Source organism: Halorubrum salinarum (genome assembly GCF_013267195.1).
Classification (GTDB): domain Archaea; phylum Halobacteriota; class Halobacteria; order Halobacteriales; family Haloferacaceae; genus Halorubrum; species Halorubrum salinarum.
Map to the genome: position 1 here is coordinate 1,184,764 of NZ_CP053941.1, position 17,179 is coordinate 1,201,942.

The window sequence follows — 17,179 nt, forward strand, 5'->3', positions numbered from 1 at the left end:
GAGGTCGGCCCCGCCGTCGTGGGACAGGACGCGACGGCGGGGTCGTCACATGAAGTCCGCGATCCCGGACTGCTTGTTCGTGTCGTCCTCGAATATCGACTCCAGCGACCCCTCTAACACCTTCAGCCGCTGTTTCGTGTAGGGACGACAGTCGAACCGCTCGGCCACCTCGATGGCGGTGTCGACGTACTTGCTCACCGACCCCTCGTGGACCGTGAGGTTCACGCGGCCGCCGCACTCGCGGCAGTCCCCGGTCAGCGGCATGCGGCGGTACTTCTCGCCGCAGTCGAGACAGCGCGTCTCCTGCCGCGAGAACGCCCGGAGGTTGCCGATGATGTCCGGCAGGAAGTGGTACTCGATGACGCGCTCGGCCACGTCCGTCTCGTCGACCGCGCGGAGCTTCCGGGCCAGCTCCAGCTGCGCGTCCATCTTCTCCATCATGTCGCCGAGCGTCTTGTACGCCGACAGATCCGGGCCCATCGCGATGTCCGTCGTGTCGTGGGTGTGGTCGAACCCGTGGTACTCGTCGTCGGTCCCGAGGGTGTCCTCCCCGATCTGGATCAGCTCCTCGACCTCGCCCGGGTCGGCCAGTTCGCGCGACGCCTCGTACAGCTCCAGCGGGTACTCCCGCACGATGTCGACGTTGTGCGCCTCGTCGTCGATCTCCGAGGGGTCGATCCGCGAGGACATGACGAGCGGCGCGTCCATCCGCCCGCCGCGCTGGTCCGGCAGAAATTCTTTCGAGAAGTTGAGGAGACCGTCCATCAGCAGCATTACGCAATCCTCGTCTCCATCGCACTGATCGACCGACAGATCGTTCGCGACGAGTGAATGCGTGTCCTCAACGGTGAGACAGTACACGTGGTCGACGTCGCTCTCGACAGCCTCGACCTCAGCGACGCCTTCGACGAGATACTCGCCGGACCCGCCGTCAGACGCTTTTCGCGCGTACGGTTCGACGGACGAGACGTTCTCAGTCAATCGGTCCTGCTTCCGGGAGAGGTGGAATCCGGCGATTTCGGAGAATCGAACGGCGTCGTGTGACGAGACACTGAGGACGTACGTCTGTGCGGTCATCCGCGTGTCGCTGTCGTCGTAGAATTCGGGGAACTTATCACGGAGCTGAACCCGCTCGGGTCGGTCGACGCTCGCGTGGACTTCGAGCCGCCGCAGAAGGCCGAGCAAGTCTTCGCGAAGCTCTTCGCTGACCGTCGTTGCCGTGATTCGGAGCGATCCGTCGTCGACGCTGCCGTCGCCGCTGAAGTATCCGCTCAGATACGCACCGATGATCTCGTCGGATACGTCGAATATTTGATCGGGGACGCGCTTCGTGTGTGCGTACACGCCGGAGTCGAGCACCGAGTCGAAGAACGCACGCAACAGGCGACCGGAGACGGTCACTTTCGCGTGGTTCTCTTCGTACGGGTCGACCCCGAACTCCTCCCGCAGAACGTCGAGGAAGAACTCCCTCGCTTCCGTTTCCGTCCCGCAGATCGTTGTCTGGTGGATCGTGCCCTTCGGCGTCTCCTGCTCGCGGGCGAACCCCTCCGCCGCGTAGTACCCGAGCAGCGTCGCGACGCGCTCGTTGAGATCGACGAACCGATCGATCTCCGTGCGATCGCGTTTCATTCCGAGCGAGACGTCGTCCGGAACGAAGGCGAGCATCTCGTCGAGCGAGGAGAAGCACCGCTGGAGATACGACACGGGGAAGCTCTCTCTGTACAGGTAGTTACTCAGCGTCTTCTTGTTCGTCCCGAAGACCTCCGTCATGCTCTGGAGCGGGTAGAACCGCCCCTCCCAGTCATCGGCGAACGTGTCCTCGAAGAGCTCGTACAGGCGGTCCTTGTCCAGCCCTTTGATCATGAGACGGTCGGTCGGAACCGCGTCGGACCGAATAAATTCGGCGAGCAAATCGAACCGGCGTGAGTCGCGGTCGACGTCGTCGACCCCGACCGAATCGGGAATTACGAGTCTGTCGTCCGCGTCGATTTCCCGCGCTTCCTTGCCGGCGACTGCGTCCCGTTCGCCGTCGTACACGTGGACACCGTGGTCAGGAGTGACGGTTATCGATCTGCCGGATTCGGTCCGGACTCGGACGAGGTGGTCCGGTGCGTCGTGCTTGCTGACCGCCTCTACCGGACGAGAGACGCGATCTCCGTCCGCGGTCAGCGACGGAACGCGCAGGTCGCCGTCGACATGTTCCAGTTCGCCGACGGCCGTTCCGAAGTCGTCGAACTCGACCTCAGACCGATCGAGGTACCTCTCGACGAACGCTTCGATTTCGTCGTATCGTAGCTGACCGGTCTCGTCCTCGTACCAGAGTTTCGTCTCCGGGTGGAAGCAGTTGCGACGCTTGGCGGCGTGAAAGTACGGATGAGCGTATCCCACGGCGGCCGACGTGAAACCTACCACTCTCCCGACAGTTGCGGCGCTCGTGTGCGGGGCCATCCCGAAGACGAGCTCGCCGACGAGGTCGTCGCGCTCGTTGACCTCGTAGAAGCGGTCGAGCCCGTAGAACTGTTCGAGCAGGTCGTCGACGAAGTCGGCGGTCTTCAGCATGTGCTCGGCCGCGCCGTCCGAGAGGACGATGTCCTGGACGCGGAGCTCGACCACCTGGTCGTCGTGACGGAGGGGCTCGCCGTCGATGTCGGTCTCGTACCCGAGCTCGCGGAAGTGGTCCGCGGTGACGTCCAACTCCTCGGGCCGGACCGCGGTGACCGGGAGGTCGGTCATGTCGTACCGCACCGTGCCGTCCTTGAACGAGGTGACGCCGTTCTTCGCGCGGAGGACCCCCTTCTCGATCGGCTCGGGCGTCTTGTTCCGCGAGGTGAGCCCCTGGACCCCCTTCAGGATCTCGAAGGCGGACTCGCGCTCGCCGACCCGCTCCAGCGCGGAGCGGTACGCGTCGTTGACGTCGACCTCTTGGTAGCTCGCCGCCGTCACCTCCCACTCGCAGTTCGGGCACTCGACGCGGCCGGCCTCGTCCGGCTCGCAGACGGTGCCGCAGTCGTTGCACTCGTAGTGCGGCTCGGTGTGCGTCTCGCAGTCGGGACAGAGCGCGGCGTAGGTGTGCTCGCCGCAGTCGGGGCAGACGCGGTCGGAGACCTCCAGTTCGTGCCGGCCGCGGCGGCCGGTGTCGTCCATCACGTTCGCGGCCTCCGCCACGTCGCGCTGCGGGCCCCCCGCCTCGTTGATCGGGAAGAGCGTGTGGACCGCGGGCGAGAGGTCGCGGCTCTCGGACTTCTCCGGCCGGCCCATCCGGTTGCCGATCCGGGTCGGCGCGCGCTCGCGGACCTCGAACGGGGCGACCTCGTTGACCGCGCGGATCGCGTTCTCGCCGTCGGCGTACTCGCGGGCCGCCGCCGAGAGGTCGTCCGCGTCCCACTCCCTGCGCAGGCCGTCGTCGATCCCGAGCGACCGCGCGAGCGGGCGCCACGTCGGGATCCGGAGCGCGTCCGGGGTCGCGGCGTGTTCGACCAACAGCGACTCCAGGGCGTCCCGGACCGGCTCGGTGCGCTCGATCGCGAGGACGCCGTCGGCGACCTCGCCGGCGGCGACGGCGTCGGCCAGCGCCGCGAACGCGTCGACCGAGACGTCGTGCCAGAGGTAGGTGTACTCGGGGTGGAGCGGGCAGTCGTACTCGCGCGCCCACGCGAGCGCCCGGTCGACGTCCGGGTGTTCCAGGTCGACGTGCGGGTCGTCGCCCATGGCCTGGACGTCGGCGCCGGCCGCCTCGAACTCCTGGACCCACCACTCGGGGGCGTACGACGCGGGCGCGAGCGGGTGGTTGTTCTCGACGAACTCCCCGTAGTTGACGAGGTACTCGCCCAAGTCGAGCACCTTCTCGACCCCGTTGCTGACCGCCTTCGCCTCCTCGGGGTCGTCGATCCGCCGGACCTCGCCGTTCGCCAGGCGGACCGTCGGCCCCTCGATGGAGTCGACGGGGACGACGCCGTGGGCCTTCCCGGGCCGCTCGGTCTTGATCTGCGTGCCCGCCGCGAGGAAGTCGTCGACGATGTGCATGGTCGCCGGGTGGACGCCGCCGGTCGCGAACCCGTGGTTGCGCGCGCGACCGTACCGGAGGCGGAAGCCGCCCGCCTCGCTCGGGTGCGTGAAGACGGGGCGGCCCGCGATCAGGTCCCGGAGGAACTTCTGGGAGGGGTCGGCGCGGGGCGGGCCGTCGGGCGAGTCGTCGGCCGCGGGGTCGGCCGCCGGCTCGTCGGGTTCCCCGTCGGCGTCGTCGCCGTCCTCGTCCGCGTCGCCGTCGGCGCCCTCGGACGCCGGCGCGTCGCCGTCGCCCGCGCCGTCCTTCCCGATCGTCCCGTCGATCAGGTCCTGGAGCCACGGCCAGTCGACCTCGTCGAGGTTCCGGGTGTACCGCTGGATCTTCGGGGCCTTCAGCGCGATCCCCTCGGCGGCGACGAGGCACATCCCGCCGCGCGCGGAGTTGGTGTCGACCCGTTCGAGGTCGCGGAAGCCCGAGACCTCCTCGTCGCTCGTCGCCTCCCCGTCGAGCATGACGGGGATGTGCTTCGCGATGAACTTCGACTCCTTGTCCTTCGGGGTGTACTGGAGCCCGGTCTCCTTGTCGTATAAGGCGATCTCCTCGGCGTAGCGCTCCACCTCCACGTCGCGGGGCTTGTACTCGTCGACATCGAGCAGCGACCGCGCGTAGTCGGCGACGAGCACCGACAGCGCCTGGGCGGTCCCGCCCGCCGAGCGGATCGGACCGGCGTAGTAGACGTTGACGAACTCGGTGCCGTCGTCGTTCTCCAGCAGCTCCACGCGGTCGATCCCCTCGATCGGCGCGGCGACGACGCCCTCGGTGAGCAGCGCGACGGCGGTCCGGACGGCCCCCTCGATCTTCCCCTCGCGGGAGTCGTAGTCGCCGACGTTCCCGTCGACGAAGTCGGTGACCAGCTCCAGAGCCGCCTCCTCGCGGGACATCTCGCCCTCCAGCTCGCGGACGCGCTCCGCGACGCCGTCGATCCCGAGGATGTTCTCGACGCGGTCGGCCATGTCGCGGGCGACCGGGATCTCGATCTCCGGTTCGGGGTCTCTCCCCTGCTTTTTGGCCGTCTCGGCCACGTCCCACGCCTCGTCGAGGCGCTCCTCGATCCTCGCGAAGTAGCGCTCGTCGTCCGGTCTCATCGCGGCTCGGTCGCGGGGGCGACGCGGTGCGCTCGGCGGGTCACAGCCACAGGTCCAGGTCGGTGGCCTCGTCGTGCGAACGCTCCAGCGGCTCGGCGAACGCGCGCAGGTGGCACTCGCCCGCCCAGACGGTCGCGGAGTCGAGGTGCCCCGCGAGGGCCTGCCCGCTCGGGCGCGAGAGCACCGCGTGGGTGTGGGCGAACACGTCCCCCTCTAAGAGCGAGACGTTGCCCACGCAGGCGGCCACCTCCAGCGGCTCGTCGAACGTCACCGACCGGTACTCGGTCTCCTCCTGGTCGTAGAACCAGACGTCCGCGTCCTGAACCGCGCCGAGCGCCGTGAACCAGCCCGCCTCCACGTTCTCCTCGCGGGCGAGGGCCTCTATCTCCTCGCGCCAGTCGGCGCCGGTCTCGAACCGCGCGACGTACTCCGCCGTGGGTTCGACCTCGCGATGGTACATAGCAACTCCCCACGGCTGCCGGGGAGAAAAAGGCTTCAGTCGGACTGAGATCGAGGTGGGGTTCGAATTCGATATAGCGGCATGAGATTTACCTTGAAGATCCGGTCGAGAACCGTATCGCACAGATTCAGGCCCGAGGATGCCGCTTCCGTACGAAATCGACTACTAAGCGGCGAACGGCGATGCGACTCGGGAGTCTGAGAGAAAGAAGAGAGAAACCGTCGGTCGGACCGATTCAGAACGGGGCCTGCGGGCCTTCGTCGTCGCCGCCGTCGTCGTCGGTCGTCTCGCCGGGGAACGAGGGGGACATCCCGCCGCTGCTGGTCCCGCCGAGGTCGCCGTCGGCGCCGGCCGCCGCGCCGGTGTCCGCGTGGACCGTCTCGATCTCGGGGATCTCCTTGACCATCCGGGACTTGATCGCCTGGATCGTCATCGGCGAGATGCCGCAGCCGGAACAGGCGCCGCCGAGCTGGACCGTCACCTCGCCCTTCTCGCGGTCGAGGTGGGCGATGGCGGCGCTGCCGCCGTGCATCTGGATCTGCGGGAAGTTGCGCCGCAGGAAGTTCGTGATCCGCTCGCGGAGCTCGTTTTCCGCGTCAGTCGTGTCCGTGCTCATGCCCGCGAGTTGGCGGGCGGCGGGCTTATGCCTTTGGTTCGGCCGGATCCGGGCGCCGACGCGGACCCCCTTACTCGGTCACTCCGGGCGGTCGACGCCGAGCGTCCGGTACAGCTCGGACTCGATCCGCTCGACGTACTCGTCGAGCGTCTCCTCGAACGTCTCGTCGTCGACCGCGACGGCGCCGCGGATGCGCTCGCGGGGGTTCTCCGGGAGCTCGACGCGGAACTCGCCGTCCTCGTAGAACGGCTCCGACTCGTTGAGCACGGTCTGGTCGATGCCGTGGATCAGCTCCGAGTCGTGCCGGTCGTTCATCTGGTTGAACGCGTTCTTGTACGCCCGCTGGAGCTCCTGGAAGTAGTTCGCGTACTTGTCTTCGAACTTCTCCGGGTCGAACTCGTCGGCCATGTCGCGAGCGAGGGCCTGGCGGGAAAAAAGCCGGTCGATCGCCGCCGAGACGCCGGTTCGGCCCGGGAAACCGGGCCTGCGGTCGAACGGGAGATTCGGCCGTCGGCGCCGTGATAAATCACATGTCGCGATATAGAATTCGTTGCGCACGGCGATGGCCGGGGAACCAGCCGTCCGTTACAAGCCGAGGGCTCGGCGGGCGAGAAGAGCGATTCGGGCCGCGTCGGCGAGGGAGAGCCGGAGCTACCGGAACCGCGCTGCGAGACCGAAAAAATCCGACTGCGACGGGGGCGTTACTCGAGGTCGAAGCGGTCGAGCGTCATGACCTCGCTCCAGACCGCGACGAAGTCCTCGACAAACTTCTCCTCGTCGCTGGCGTACACGTCGGCGATGGTGCGGAGCCGCGCGTTCGAGCCGAAGATGAGGTCGGCGCGCGTCGCCTCCCACGCGACCTCGCCGGTGTCCCGGTCGCGGACCTCGTAGATGTCCTCGGCGTCGGTGACCTCGTCCCACTCGTACTCCATGTCGAGCAGGTTCACGAAGAACTCGTTCGTCAGCGTCCCGGGCTCGTCGGTGAACGCCGTGCGGTCGCCGTAGGTCGCGCCGAGCGTTCGCAGCCCGCCGGCCAGCACGGTCATCTCACTGGCGGTCAGGTTCAACAGGTCGGCCTTGTCGACCATGAGGTCCTCGACGTCCTCGTCGGTGTCGCCGAGGTAGTTACGGAACCCGTCGGCCTTCGGCTTGAGCGCCTCGAACGACTCCTCGTCGGTCTGCTCGGCGGTGGCGTCGACGCGACCGGGCTCGAACGGCACCTCGACGTCGTAGCCCGCGTCGGCCGCGGCCTGCTCGACGGCCGCGGTCCCGCCCAGCACGATGAGGTCGGCGAGCGAGACCCGCACGTCGTCGGCGCGCGACTCGTTGAACTCGGCCTGCACGTCTTCGAGCGTCGCGAGGACGTCGGCGAGCCGCTCGGGCTCGTTGGCCTCCCAGCTCCGCTGCGGTTCGAGGCGGATGCGGGCGCCGTTGGCGCCGCCGCGCTTGTCGCTGTCGCGGTAGGTGGACGCCGCCGCCCACGCGGTCTTGACGAGTTCGCCGGTCGAGAGGTCGGAGTCGAGGAGCGCGCCCTTGAGGTCGGAGACCTCCGCGTCGCCGATCGGTTCGTAGTCGGCGTCCGGCAGCGGGTCCTGCCAGATCATCGTCTCCTCCGGGACCTCGGGGCCGAGGAACCGCTCCGGCGGGCCCATGTCGCGGTGGATGAGCTTGTACCACGCCTTCGCGAACGTCTCCTGGAACTCGTCGGGGTCGTCGCTGAACTCCTCAAGGACGGCCCGGAAGTCGTCGTCGTGCTTCAGGGCGACGTCCGTCGTGAGCATCATGATGTCCTCCTTGTCGTCGGGGTCCGCGACGCCCGGGGCGGCGTCGTCGAGCTCGTCGTCCTTCGTGGTCCACTGCCACGCGCCGCCGGGGCCCTTCTCCGGCTCCCACTCGTGCTCGAGCAGGTTGTCGACGTAGCTCGTGTCCCAGACCGTCGGGGTGGCGTTCCACGGCCCCTCGATGCCGCTGGTGATGGTGTCGGGGCCCATCCCCTCGCCGAACTCGTTGTCCCAGCCGAGGCCCTGGAGGTCGATGGGGGCGTCCTCGGGCTCGGGGCCGAGGTTGTCGCCGTCGTCGGCGCCGTGGACCTTCCCGAAGGTGTGGCCGCCGGCGATGAGCGCGACGGTCTCTTTGTCGTTCATCGCCATCCGGCTGAACGACTGGCGGATGTTCTTCGCCGAGCCCTCGAGGTCGGGCTCGCCGTTCGGCCCCTCGGGGTTGACGTAGATGAGGCCCATCACGGTGTTCCCGAGCGGGGCCTTGAGGTCGCCGTTCTCGTCGAACCGGTCGGGAGAGGTCGTCTCGAACTCGCTTTCGGGGCCCCAGTCGACGGCGTCGTCGCCGCGGAAGTCGTCCGCGCGGCCGCCCGCGAAGCCGAACGTCTCGAAGCCCATCGACTCCAGCGCGACGTTGCCGGCGAGCACGATGAGGTCGGCCCACGAGAGCTTCTCGCCGTACTTCGTCTTGACCGGCTCCAACAGCCGCCGAGCCTTGTCGAGGTTCACGTTGTCCGGCCAGCTGCTGATCGGCGGGAGCCGCTGGTGTCCGCCGGCGGCGCCGCCGCGCCCGTCGAGCGAGCGGTACGTGCCGGCGCTGTGCCACGCCATCCGGATGAACAGCGGGCCGTAGTGCCCGTAGTCGGCGGGCCACCACTCCTTCGAGTCGGTCATCACGTCTTCGAGGTCGGACTTGACCTCGGCGAGGTCGAGTTCCTCGAACGCCGCCGCGTAGTCGAAGTCCTCGTCGTAGGGACCGATGTCGCCGGCGTTCTGGTCGAGTAGTTCCAGATCCAGCTGATCCGGCCACCACTCTTTGGTGTTACTAGCCATCAAAAAATGGTCGCTCCTCTTCGCAGATAATATTGTCTAATTCGGCGAGGTAAACATCGTTATAACAGAGGGTTTCTATCGAAATAATGAAGTTCTATTTGGGGATATGCGAACTCCTCGTCGGAGACCGTAGCGGCGCTGCGAGAGGTTTACCGCGTGGTAAGCACCTATTTTCGGCGGCGACGAGTCGGAGTTTCGACAGTTCGACGAGTGTGGATGAGAGTCACACTCGGGGAGCCGGCGACCCGTCGGTTCGCCTCGCCGCGGGACCTCGGCGGGACGGGACGGCGACCGCTCGCGACGGGGACGGGGAGAGCGCAGTGCGCGTGACGGGGAGGGGTCGAACGCGATCAGCGGTTCAGCGTGTGGATCGCCTGCCCGCGCGCGTTCTCCGCGGCCTCCATCACCGCCTCCGCGAGCGTCGGGTGGGTGTGGACGGTGGCGGCCACGTCTTCGAGGGTGGCGCCCATCTCGACCGCGAGCGCGACCTCGGCGATCAGCTCCGACGCCTCCGGGCCGACGATCTGTCCGCCGAGGACGAATCCGGTCTCCTCGTCGGCGACGATCCGGACGAACCCCTCGGTGTGGCCGGTCGTCATCGCCCGCCCGGAGGCGTTGAACGGCATCTCGCCGACCGCGGGCTCGAAGCCGGCCTCAGCGGCCTCCGCCTCCGTCATTCCGACCGTCCCGATCTCGGGGTCCGTGAACACCGCGGCCGGGACCGCCTGTCGGTCGAGCGCGGCCGGCTCACCGGCGATCACCTCGGCGGCGACGATCCCCTCGTTGGAGGCCGCGTGCGCGAGCATCGGGTCGCCGGCCACGTCGCCGACGGCGTGGACGTGCTCGACCGCCGTGCGGGTGCGGTCGTCCGTCTCGACGAACCCGCGGTCGTCCGTCTCGATCCCGGCGTTCTCCAGGTCGAGCCCGTCGGTGACGGGCTGGCGGCCGACCGCGACGAGGATCTTGTCGACGCCGTAGGTCGACTCCTCGCCGTCCTCGGTCTCAGTGCGGAGGAGGTAGCCCCCGTCGGGCGCCTCCGTCCACTCGCTCGCGCCCTCGCCGAAGTTGAACTCGACGCCGAGCTCCTCGGCGCGCTTGCGGACGACGCGCTTCACGTCGTCCTCGTAGGGGTCGAGGATGTCGTCGAGCATCTCGACGACCGTGACCTCGGCGCCGAGCTTGGCGTACGTCGTCGCCAGCTCCATGCCGATGTAGCCGCCGCCGACGACCCCGAGTCGGTCCGGGACCGTGTCGGCGTCGAGCGCGTCGGCGGAGCTCCAGACGTGGTCCTCGGCGAAGTCGAAGCCGGGGACCTGGATCGGCCGCGACCCGGTGGCGATCACCGCGTGTTCGAACTCCAGCGTCTCCGAGCCCTGCCCGTCGCCGCCGTGCGCGACCCGGACGGTGTTCTCGCCGACGAACGAGGCGACGCCCTCGACCAGGTTCACGCCGTTCGCCTTACAGAGCTTCTCGACGCCGCCCGTCAGCCGGTCGACCACGCCGTCCTTCCACTCGATCATCTTCCCCATGTCGACGGCGGGGTCCGCGTGGACGCCCATGAACTCCGCGTTGCCGGCCTCGTGGGCCAGTCCGCTCCCCGTGATCAGCGCCTTCGAGGGGATACACCCGCGGTTGAGACAGGCGCCGCCGTAGGCGTCCTTCTCGACTAAGGTCGTGTCGAGCCCCTCCTGTGCGGCGCGGATGGCGGCGACGTAGCCGCCCGGTCCCGCGCCGATGACCAGTACCTCCGTTCCCGTGGTGACGTCTCCGACGACCATTATTCGTTGAGTAGCAGCAGGGGGGTTTCTAAGTGTTCCATGACGGTGTTCGCGAACTCGGCCGCGACCGCACCGTCGACGACCCGGTGGTCGATCGACAGCGACAGCGGCAGCGTCGGCGCCGGGACGACCTCGCTCGTCCCGTCGGCGCCCTCGCGCACGACGGGGCGCTCCTCGATGGCGCCGAGCCCTAAGATCGCGGTCTCGGGGTAGTTGATGATCGGCGTGGCGTACTCGCCGCCGATGGCGCCGAAGTTGGTGATAGAGAAGGTGCCGCCCTTCATCTCCGCCGGCTTGAGCTTCCGCTCGCGGGCGCGGGAAGCGAGGTCGTTGACCTCGTCGGCCAGCTCGAAGAGCCCCTTCTCGTCGACGTCCTCGACGACCGGGACCATGAGGCCGGCGTCGGTCGCGACCGCGATCCCGAGGTTGTAGTCGCGCTTCAACACGATCTCCTCGTCGTCCTCGCGGAGCTCGCTGTTGAGGTACGGGTACTCCTTCAGCCCGGCGACGATGGCCTTCATCACGAACGGCATGTAGGTGAGCTTCACGCCCTCGGCCTCGGCCGTCGGCTTCAGCTGCTCGCGGGCCTCGACGAGCGCGTCCACTTCGGCGGTGTCGTGGTGGGTGACGTGCGGCGCCGTGTACTTCGACCGCTCCATCTGCTTCCCGATGGTGCGCCTGACGCCGCGGTAGGGGACCGTCTCGTCGCCCGAAGCGGTGCCGGCGGCGTCGGTCGCGGCGGCCGCGTCCGGCGCGGGGTCCGCGTCGACGGTCGCCGGCTCCGGCTCGGACGGCGACTCCAGCGCGTCGGCGTACGCGTTCACGGCGTCGGCCGTGACGAACGCCTCGCCGTCGCGGGTCTCGTCGGTCGGCACGTCGTCGAGGTCGACGCCGCGCTCGCGCGCGACCTTCCGGGTCGCCGGCGTCGCGAGCGTCGTCTCGCGGCCCGCGGGCTCGGGCGCGCCGGCGGCGGGCGCCGACGCCCCGTCCGAAGAGCCGTCGCCGCCGCGCTTGCTGACCGCGGACTTCCGGCCGGTCGAGCCGGTGTCGGTCGGCGCGGGGCGGGGTTCGGGGCCGTCGTCCGCGCCGCCCGGGTCGGCGGATCCGCCGCCCTCGGCGTGGGCGCGCACGTCGGCCTCGGTCACGCGACCGCCGGGGCCGCTCCCGTCGACCGCCGCGACGTCGACGCCCAGCTCGCGGGCGAGCCGACGGGCGGACGGCGGCGCGAAGGTGCGGCCCGAGGGCGTGTCGGGCTCGCTCGTCGCCCCGTCGGCCGCGTCGGCGCTCGCGTCCGGCGCCGGTTCGTCGCCCGCGTCGGGCTCGGGCTCCGGTTCGGGTTCCGCCTCGGCGGTCGCCCCGCCGTCGCCGTCCTCGTCGACCCGGAACGAGATGATCACGTCGCCGACCGGGACCATGTCCCCCTCGTCGACGAACAGCTCCTCGACGGTCCCGTCGTAGCTCGACGGCACCTCGACGAGCGCCTTGTCGGTCTCGACCTCCGCGACGGGCTGGTCCTCCTCGACGCGGTCGCCGGGCGCGACCAGCCAGCTGACGAGTTCGCCCTCCGCGACGCCCTCGCCGACGTCGGGCAGCTTGAACTCCTCGACCGTCACGCGTCGGTCACCTCGGCGTTCATGGGTGTATCTCCGGCGGCCATGTTAAAATTCGACCGCCTCCAGGATGCCGTCCTCGATGCGCGCCGCGGACGGGAGGTAGTAGTCCTCCAGCGCGTACAGCGGGTACGGCACGTCGAAGCCGGTGACGCGGCCGATCGGCGCCTCCTGATACAGCAGCGCCTCCTCCTGGAGGATCGCCGTGATCTCGCCCGCGAGCCCGCCCGTCTTGGGCGCCTCGTGGACGACGACCGCGCGGCCGGTCTTCTCGAACGCCTCGACGATCGCCTCGCGGTCGAGCGGGGAGACCGTCCGGAGGTCGACGACCTCGCACTCGATCCCCTCCTCGCCGAGCGTCTCGGCGGCCTCCAGCGTGGGACGGGTCATCGCGCCGTAGGTGAACACCGCCACGTCGTCGCCCTCGCGGCGCGTGGCCGCCTCGCCGATGGGGACCGTGTACGGCTCCTCGGGCACCTCCTCGCGGAACGCCCGGTAGATCAGCTTCGGTTCGAGGAAGACCACCGGGTCGGGGTCGCGGATCGACGCCGCGAGCAGGCCCTTCGCCTCGTACGGCGTCGAGGGAATCACCACCTTCAGCCCCGCCTCGTGGGCGTAGAACGCCTCCTTCGACTCGGAGTGGTGTTCCGGCGCGCGGATGCCGCCGCCGTAGGGCGCCCGGAGCGTCATGGGGAGCGTGAACCGCCCGCGGCTGCGGGTGCGGAACCGCGCCATGTGCGAGACGATCTGGTCGAAGCCCGGGTACATGAACCCGGAGAACTGTATCTCCGGAACCGGGCGCATCCCCATCGCCGCCATCCCGACCGCGGTCCCGACGATGCCCGACTCGGCGAGCGGGGTGTCGATCACCCGGTCGCCGCCGAACTCGTCGAACAGCCCCTCTGTGGCGCGGAAGACGCCGCCGTTCTTCCCGACGTCCTGGCCCATCACGACCACGTCGTCGTCCTCGCGCAGTTCGGTGTGTAGTCCGTCTCGTATCGCCTGTACCAACGTGAGGTTCTGTGTCTCGCTCATTCAGTCCTCCAGGAACGCTTCGTCCCCGCGCTCGTCGCGCAGCGCGGCGAACTCCTCGTACTGCCGCTCCAGTTCGGGCGGGAGCTCCGCGTAGGCGTGCTCGAACAGCTCCCGCGGGTCGGGCCGCGCCATCGACTCCGCCGCGTCGATGGCGTCCGCGACCTGCGCCTCGACCGACGACTCGACCTCGGCGACGCGCTCGTCGTCGAGGACCCCCTCGTCCCGGAGGTACGCCTCCAGCCGGTCGATCGGGTCCTTCCGCTTCCAGCGCTCGACCTCGTCGTCGTCGCGGTAGACCGTCGGGTCGTCGGCGGTCGTGTGCGCGCCGAAGCGGTACTGGACCGCCTCGATGAGCGTCGGCCGCGGCCGGTCGGCGTCGGGGTCACGCGCCTTCTCCAAGGCCGCCTCCGTGACGCTGTACACCGCGAGCGGGTCCATGCCGTCGACCTGGACGCCGTCGATGCCGTACGCCTCCGCCTTCTGCGCCAGCGTCGCGCTCCGGGTCTGCCGCTCGCGGGGGACGGAGATGGCCCACTGGTTGTTGTTACAGAAGAAGACGGTCGGCGTGTCGAACACGCCGGCGAAGTTGACCCCCTCGTGGAAGTCCCCCTCGCTCGTCGCGCCGTCCCCGAAGTAACAGATGAACGCGTCGTCCTCGCCGCGGAGCTTCGAGGCCCACGCGGCGCCCGTCGCGTGGGGCACCTGCGACGCGATGGGGACGGCGACCGGGAAGACGTTGACGTCGTCCGGCGCGCGGTTGCCGTCTTCGTGGCCCATCCAGTAGAGCAGCGTCTGTTTCAGCGGGAGGCCGTGGACCAGGGCGGCGCCGTGTTCGCGGTACGACGGGATCATCCAGTCGTCGTCGTCGAGCGCGTACGCCGAACCGATCTGGGCGCCCTCCTGGCCGGAGAGCGGGGGGTACGTCCCCATCCGGCCCTGTCGCTGGAGGCTCACCGCGCGGCCGTCGAAGTGGCGCGCCAGCCGCATGTGTCTGTACATCTCGACGAGCGACTCGTCGTCGAGGTCGGGAACGTCGCCGACGACCTCGCCGTCCTCGTCGAGGACGCGAACCGTATCGTCGTACGCCCTGTCGAACACGGTCACGGTCGAACCCACCTTCGCATGTCCGATCCGTTCACCGCCCGGGTAATATCGTTTTCGTAAATAATTTAGTATAATCAGAAATAGCGCCTTCGCACTGAGAAACCGTCCATCGCACTGTAAGAGAATCGGACGTTTCTGAACAAACTCGGAGCTGTTCGGCAATATTTTCGCCAAGATGGGCGGTTCGGCGGTCAGTAACGGACGAACAGGAAGGTTTTCGCGCCGGGGGTCGCCGGTCGGAGCGGAACCCGGGCGGCGCGGCGCCGCGGCTCGGCGGGCGAGCGCGGCGTGAGAAGCGGCGGGTCGGGCGGTCTCGGTCGGAGCGGAAGGGGGCGGCGTGTGACCCTAACCGAGGCGGAACGACGGCTCGTCCGACTCGCCGTCGAGGTCCTCCAAGTGGATCACGTCCTCGTCGTCGCCCTCGACCTGCTCCCGGAGGTGGTTGATGTACCGCTTGTGCTCTTCGAGCTGCTCGCGGAGGTGTTCGGCCTCGAGCTCTAACCGCTCGTGCTCCCGGACGAAGCTCTTCGGGACCTCGACCCGGGGCGGGAAGGCCTCGCCGTCGCCGTCCGCGTCGGTCAGCTCGTGTTCCGGGACGACCCGGACCTGACCGTCGTGGGCAACGAGCATGTCCACGTAGTCCCGGAAGACCGCCGACAGCGAGATGTCCCGCTCCTCGGCGATGTCGCGGAGCGCCTCGAACGCGTCCTCGTTGACGCGGAACGAGACCGTCTTGTTCTTGTTGCCCATTAGCGGGTCGTAGGTCCCGGCGCGTACTTAACAGTTTGTCAGACGGTCGCACGGCGAGCGGCGCCGTCCGGGCGCCGGGCCGGCGTCCCGGTCAGGGCTCCGGCGCGCCGGCCGGGTCGGACCCGTCGGGGGCGTCGCCGAGCGCGGCGTCGTCGCCGGCGAGTTCGTCGCCGCTCTCGTCGAGGTCCTCTAACGCCGACAGCGCGGCGGCCTTGTACGTCTCGGGGTCGAGGTCGTACTCCTCGCGCGCCATGCGCGCGTACTCGTTGCCCTCGTCGTCGAACGCGGCGACGCGCTCGACGGTGCGGCGGGCGGTCTCCGCGACCCAGCGGTCGCGGGTGGCGGCGTCGACCTCGGTGATCGACTCGGGGCGGACGGAGACCCGGACCGTGCCGTCGTCGGTCTCGTAGGTCCGGGGCTTCCCCACGACTGCGACGTAGGCCGGGGGCTCCAGGTCCCGGAGTTTGGAAGCGGCTTCCGGCTGGTACTGGCCGGCGTACACGAAGAACGTGCCCGTCGGGTCGACGATGCGGCCGCGCCAGTACTCGCTGTCCTCGCCGACGTCCTCCTTCTCCGTGAGCGTGCCCACGAAGAACACGCGGTTCGAGGACTCGCCGGTCGGGAGCAGCGCGTAGACGGGGGCGCGCTCGTCGTCGGACTCGGTGAACGTGTAGCCGGCGTCGTTGAACTCGCTCGCGAACACGCGCCGGGCGACCTCTCGGGTGGGTGCTGACTGGCTCATTTCAGATCGACCTCGCTTCGATCAGCGCGCTTTCAACGTCGACGGTGCCGGGATCCTCCATCTCGTCGACCAGAACGTACCGGCCGAAGGTGGGGCCGGTGACCCGGTAGTAGCGCCCGAGCACGTCCTCGCCCATCTCCTCGGCGACGACGGTGGTGTCGAGCGCGTCCATCGCCATGTCCTTGGCTTCTTCCAGGGTCATGCCGGTGAGCTCCTCGGTGGCCTCGCGGTCGAAGATGACCTCGGTGACGGTCTCGCCGTCGTCCAAGACGCCCTTGATCCGGAGGTCGAACTCGCCTTCGACCTGGCCGTGTTCGGAGCAGCGCCCGTTCTGGAGGACGCGCGTACAGTCCTCCTCGGGGCACCGCTTGATCAGGCCGGAGCCGGACTGGATGTCCACGAGGGCGCCCTCGACGGTGTCGGCGTTGTCACCGACCTCGATCTCGTCGTCGATCTCGGTGATACCTGTCGTCCGGTTGAGCTTCACCGAGTAGCTCCCCTCGTACTCGTCGGTGACGACGTTCGAGAGCTCGTAGGACTGGCCCTCCGTCAGCTCGGGGAGGTCGGAGGTCTCGAAGGCGACGAACTTGATCGTGCCCGACTCGTCGCCGAGCAGGCCGACCTGCGAGATGGAGTCGCTGCGCGGCTCCCAGAGGTCGACCAGTTTCACGCGTAAGTCGACCCACTGCTCGTCCTCGTCGATGTCGTTGACGAGGACCTCCTCGCTGCCGCCGCGGCCGAGCTCGTCGCGCTCCATGCCGGCGTCTTCGAGGTAGCTGTTGGTGACGCTCCGGCTCGCCTCGTCGAGCGGCACGCGGTACTCGTCGACGAGCGTTTCGAGGCGCTCCTCGACGTCGTCGGGGTCGACCTCGGTGTAGTCCGAGAACTGTTCCGCTATCGCTTCCGCTTCCTGTCGCAGTTCGCTCATGGGGTGTCTCCGCCTCCGGTCTTGTTTTCAGTGGGAGGCGTACGACGGTTGGTTCCAGATGGTATTAAAACGTACGTGACCGCGGTGAAAGTGGAACTAAACGCCCGCCTGAGGCGCGCTACGCAGTGTTCTTTCGATCCGCGGGGATCGACCGACGGGACGACCTCGCTCGCG

At 68.7% G+C, this 17,179-nt stretch carries 12 protein-coding genes; all 12 read right to left on the reverse strand.

The features are described 5' to 3' along the window. Positions 1–45 precede the first annotated feature (45 nt). On the reverse strand, positions 46–5,151 hold the full coding sequence (gene polC / locus HPS36_RS05990; RefSeq protein ID WP_173229127.1) for a DNA polymerase II large subunit: 5,106 nt from the start codon (positions 5,149–5,151) through the stop codon (positions 46–48). Positions 5,152–5,191: 40 nt separating this feature from the next. Next, entirely contained in the window at positions 5,192–5,611 is a 420-nt protein-coding gene (locus HPS36_RS05995) for a PPC domain-containing DNA-binding protein (protein ID WP_137716980.1), read from the reverse strand. Between the two features lie 235 nt (positions 5,612–5,846). Next, complete coding sequence (locus tag HPS36_RS06000) at positions 5,847–6,227, reverse strand: iron-sulfur cluster biogenesis protein NfuA (protein WP_053770136.1); 381 nt, start codon at positions 6,225–6,227, stop codon at positions 5,847–5,849. A 78-nt stretch (positions 6,228–6,305) separates the two neighbouring features. Next, on the reverse strand, positions 6,306–6,635 hold the full coding sequence (locus HPS36_RS06005) for a DUF5783 family protein (protein WP_053770137.1): 330 nt from the start codon (positions 6,633–6,635) through the stop codon (positions 6,306–6,308). 293 nt (positions 6,636–6,928) lie between these two features. After that, positions 6,929–9,058, reverse strand: coding sequence for a catalase/peroxidase HPI (katG, locus tag HPS36_RS06010; protein ID WP_173229129.1), 2,130 nt, complete (start codon positions 9,056–9,058; stop codon positions 6,929–6,931). A gap of 350 nt (positions 9,059–9,408) precedes the next feature. After that, positions 9,409–10,836, reverse strand: a complete 1,428-nt coding sequence (lpdA, locus tag HPS36_RS06015; RefSeq protein ID WP_173229131.1) for a dihydrolipoyl dehydrogenase — start codon at positions 10,834–10,836, stop codon at positions 9,409–9,411. After that, the gene (locus tag HPS36_RS06020) at positions 10,836–12,449 is read right to left on the reverse strand and encodes a 2-oxo acid dehydrogenase subunit E2 (RefSeq protein WP_173229133.1); all 1,614 of its coding nucleotides are present in this window, start codon (positions 12,447–12,449) and stop codon (positions 10,836–10,838) included. Before HPS36_RS06020 ends, lpdA begins: the two co-directional genes overlap by 1 nt. Before the next feature lie 45 nt (positions 12,450–12,494). Further along, positions 12,495–13,481, reverse strand: coding sequence for an alpha-ketoacid dehydrogenase subunit beta (locus HPS36_RS06025; RefSeq protein ID WP_173229134.1), 987 nt, complete (start codon positions 13,479–13,481; stop codon positions 12,495–12,497). Next, a complete protein-coding gene (pdhA, locus tag HPS36_RS06030; protein WP_173230796.1) occupies positions 13,482–14,585 on the reverse strand; it encodes a pyruvate dehydrogenase (acetyl-transferring) E1 component subunit alpha in 1,104 nt (367 codons plus the stop codon). It abuts the gene before it with no gap. A 345-nt stretch (positions 14,586–14,930) separates the two neighbouring features. Next, positions 14,931–15,335 carry a CopG family transcriptional regulator gene (locus HPS36_RS06035; protein WP_053770142.1) on the reverse strand — a complete coding sequence of 135 codons (405 nt, stop codon included), beginning with the start codon at positions 15,333–15,335 and terminating at the stop codon, positions 14,931–14,933. Between the two features lie 91 nt (positions 15,336–15,426). Then, positions 15,427–16,077: an RPA family protein gene (locus HPS36_RS06040; protein WP_137716985.1), complete on the reverse strand. Its 651-nt coding sequence runs from the start codon at positions 16,075–16,077 to the stop codon at positions 15,427–15,429. 1 nt (position 16,078) lies between these two features. Further along, positions 16,079–17,005, reverse strand: coding sequence for a replication factor A (locus tag HPS36_RS06045; protein ID WP_173229137.1), 927 nt, complete (start codon positions 17,003–17,005; stop codon positions 16,079–16,081). Positions 17,006–17,179: the final 174 nt, after the last annotated feature.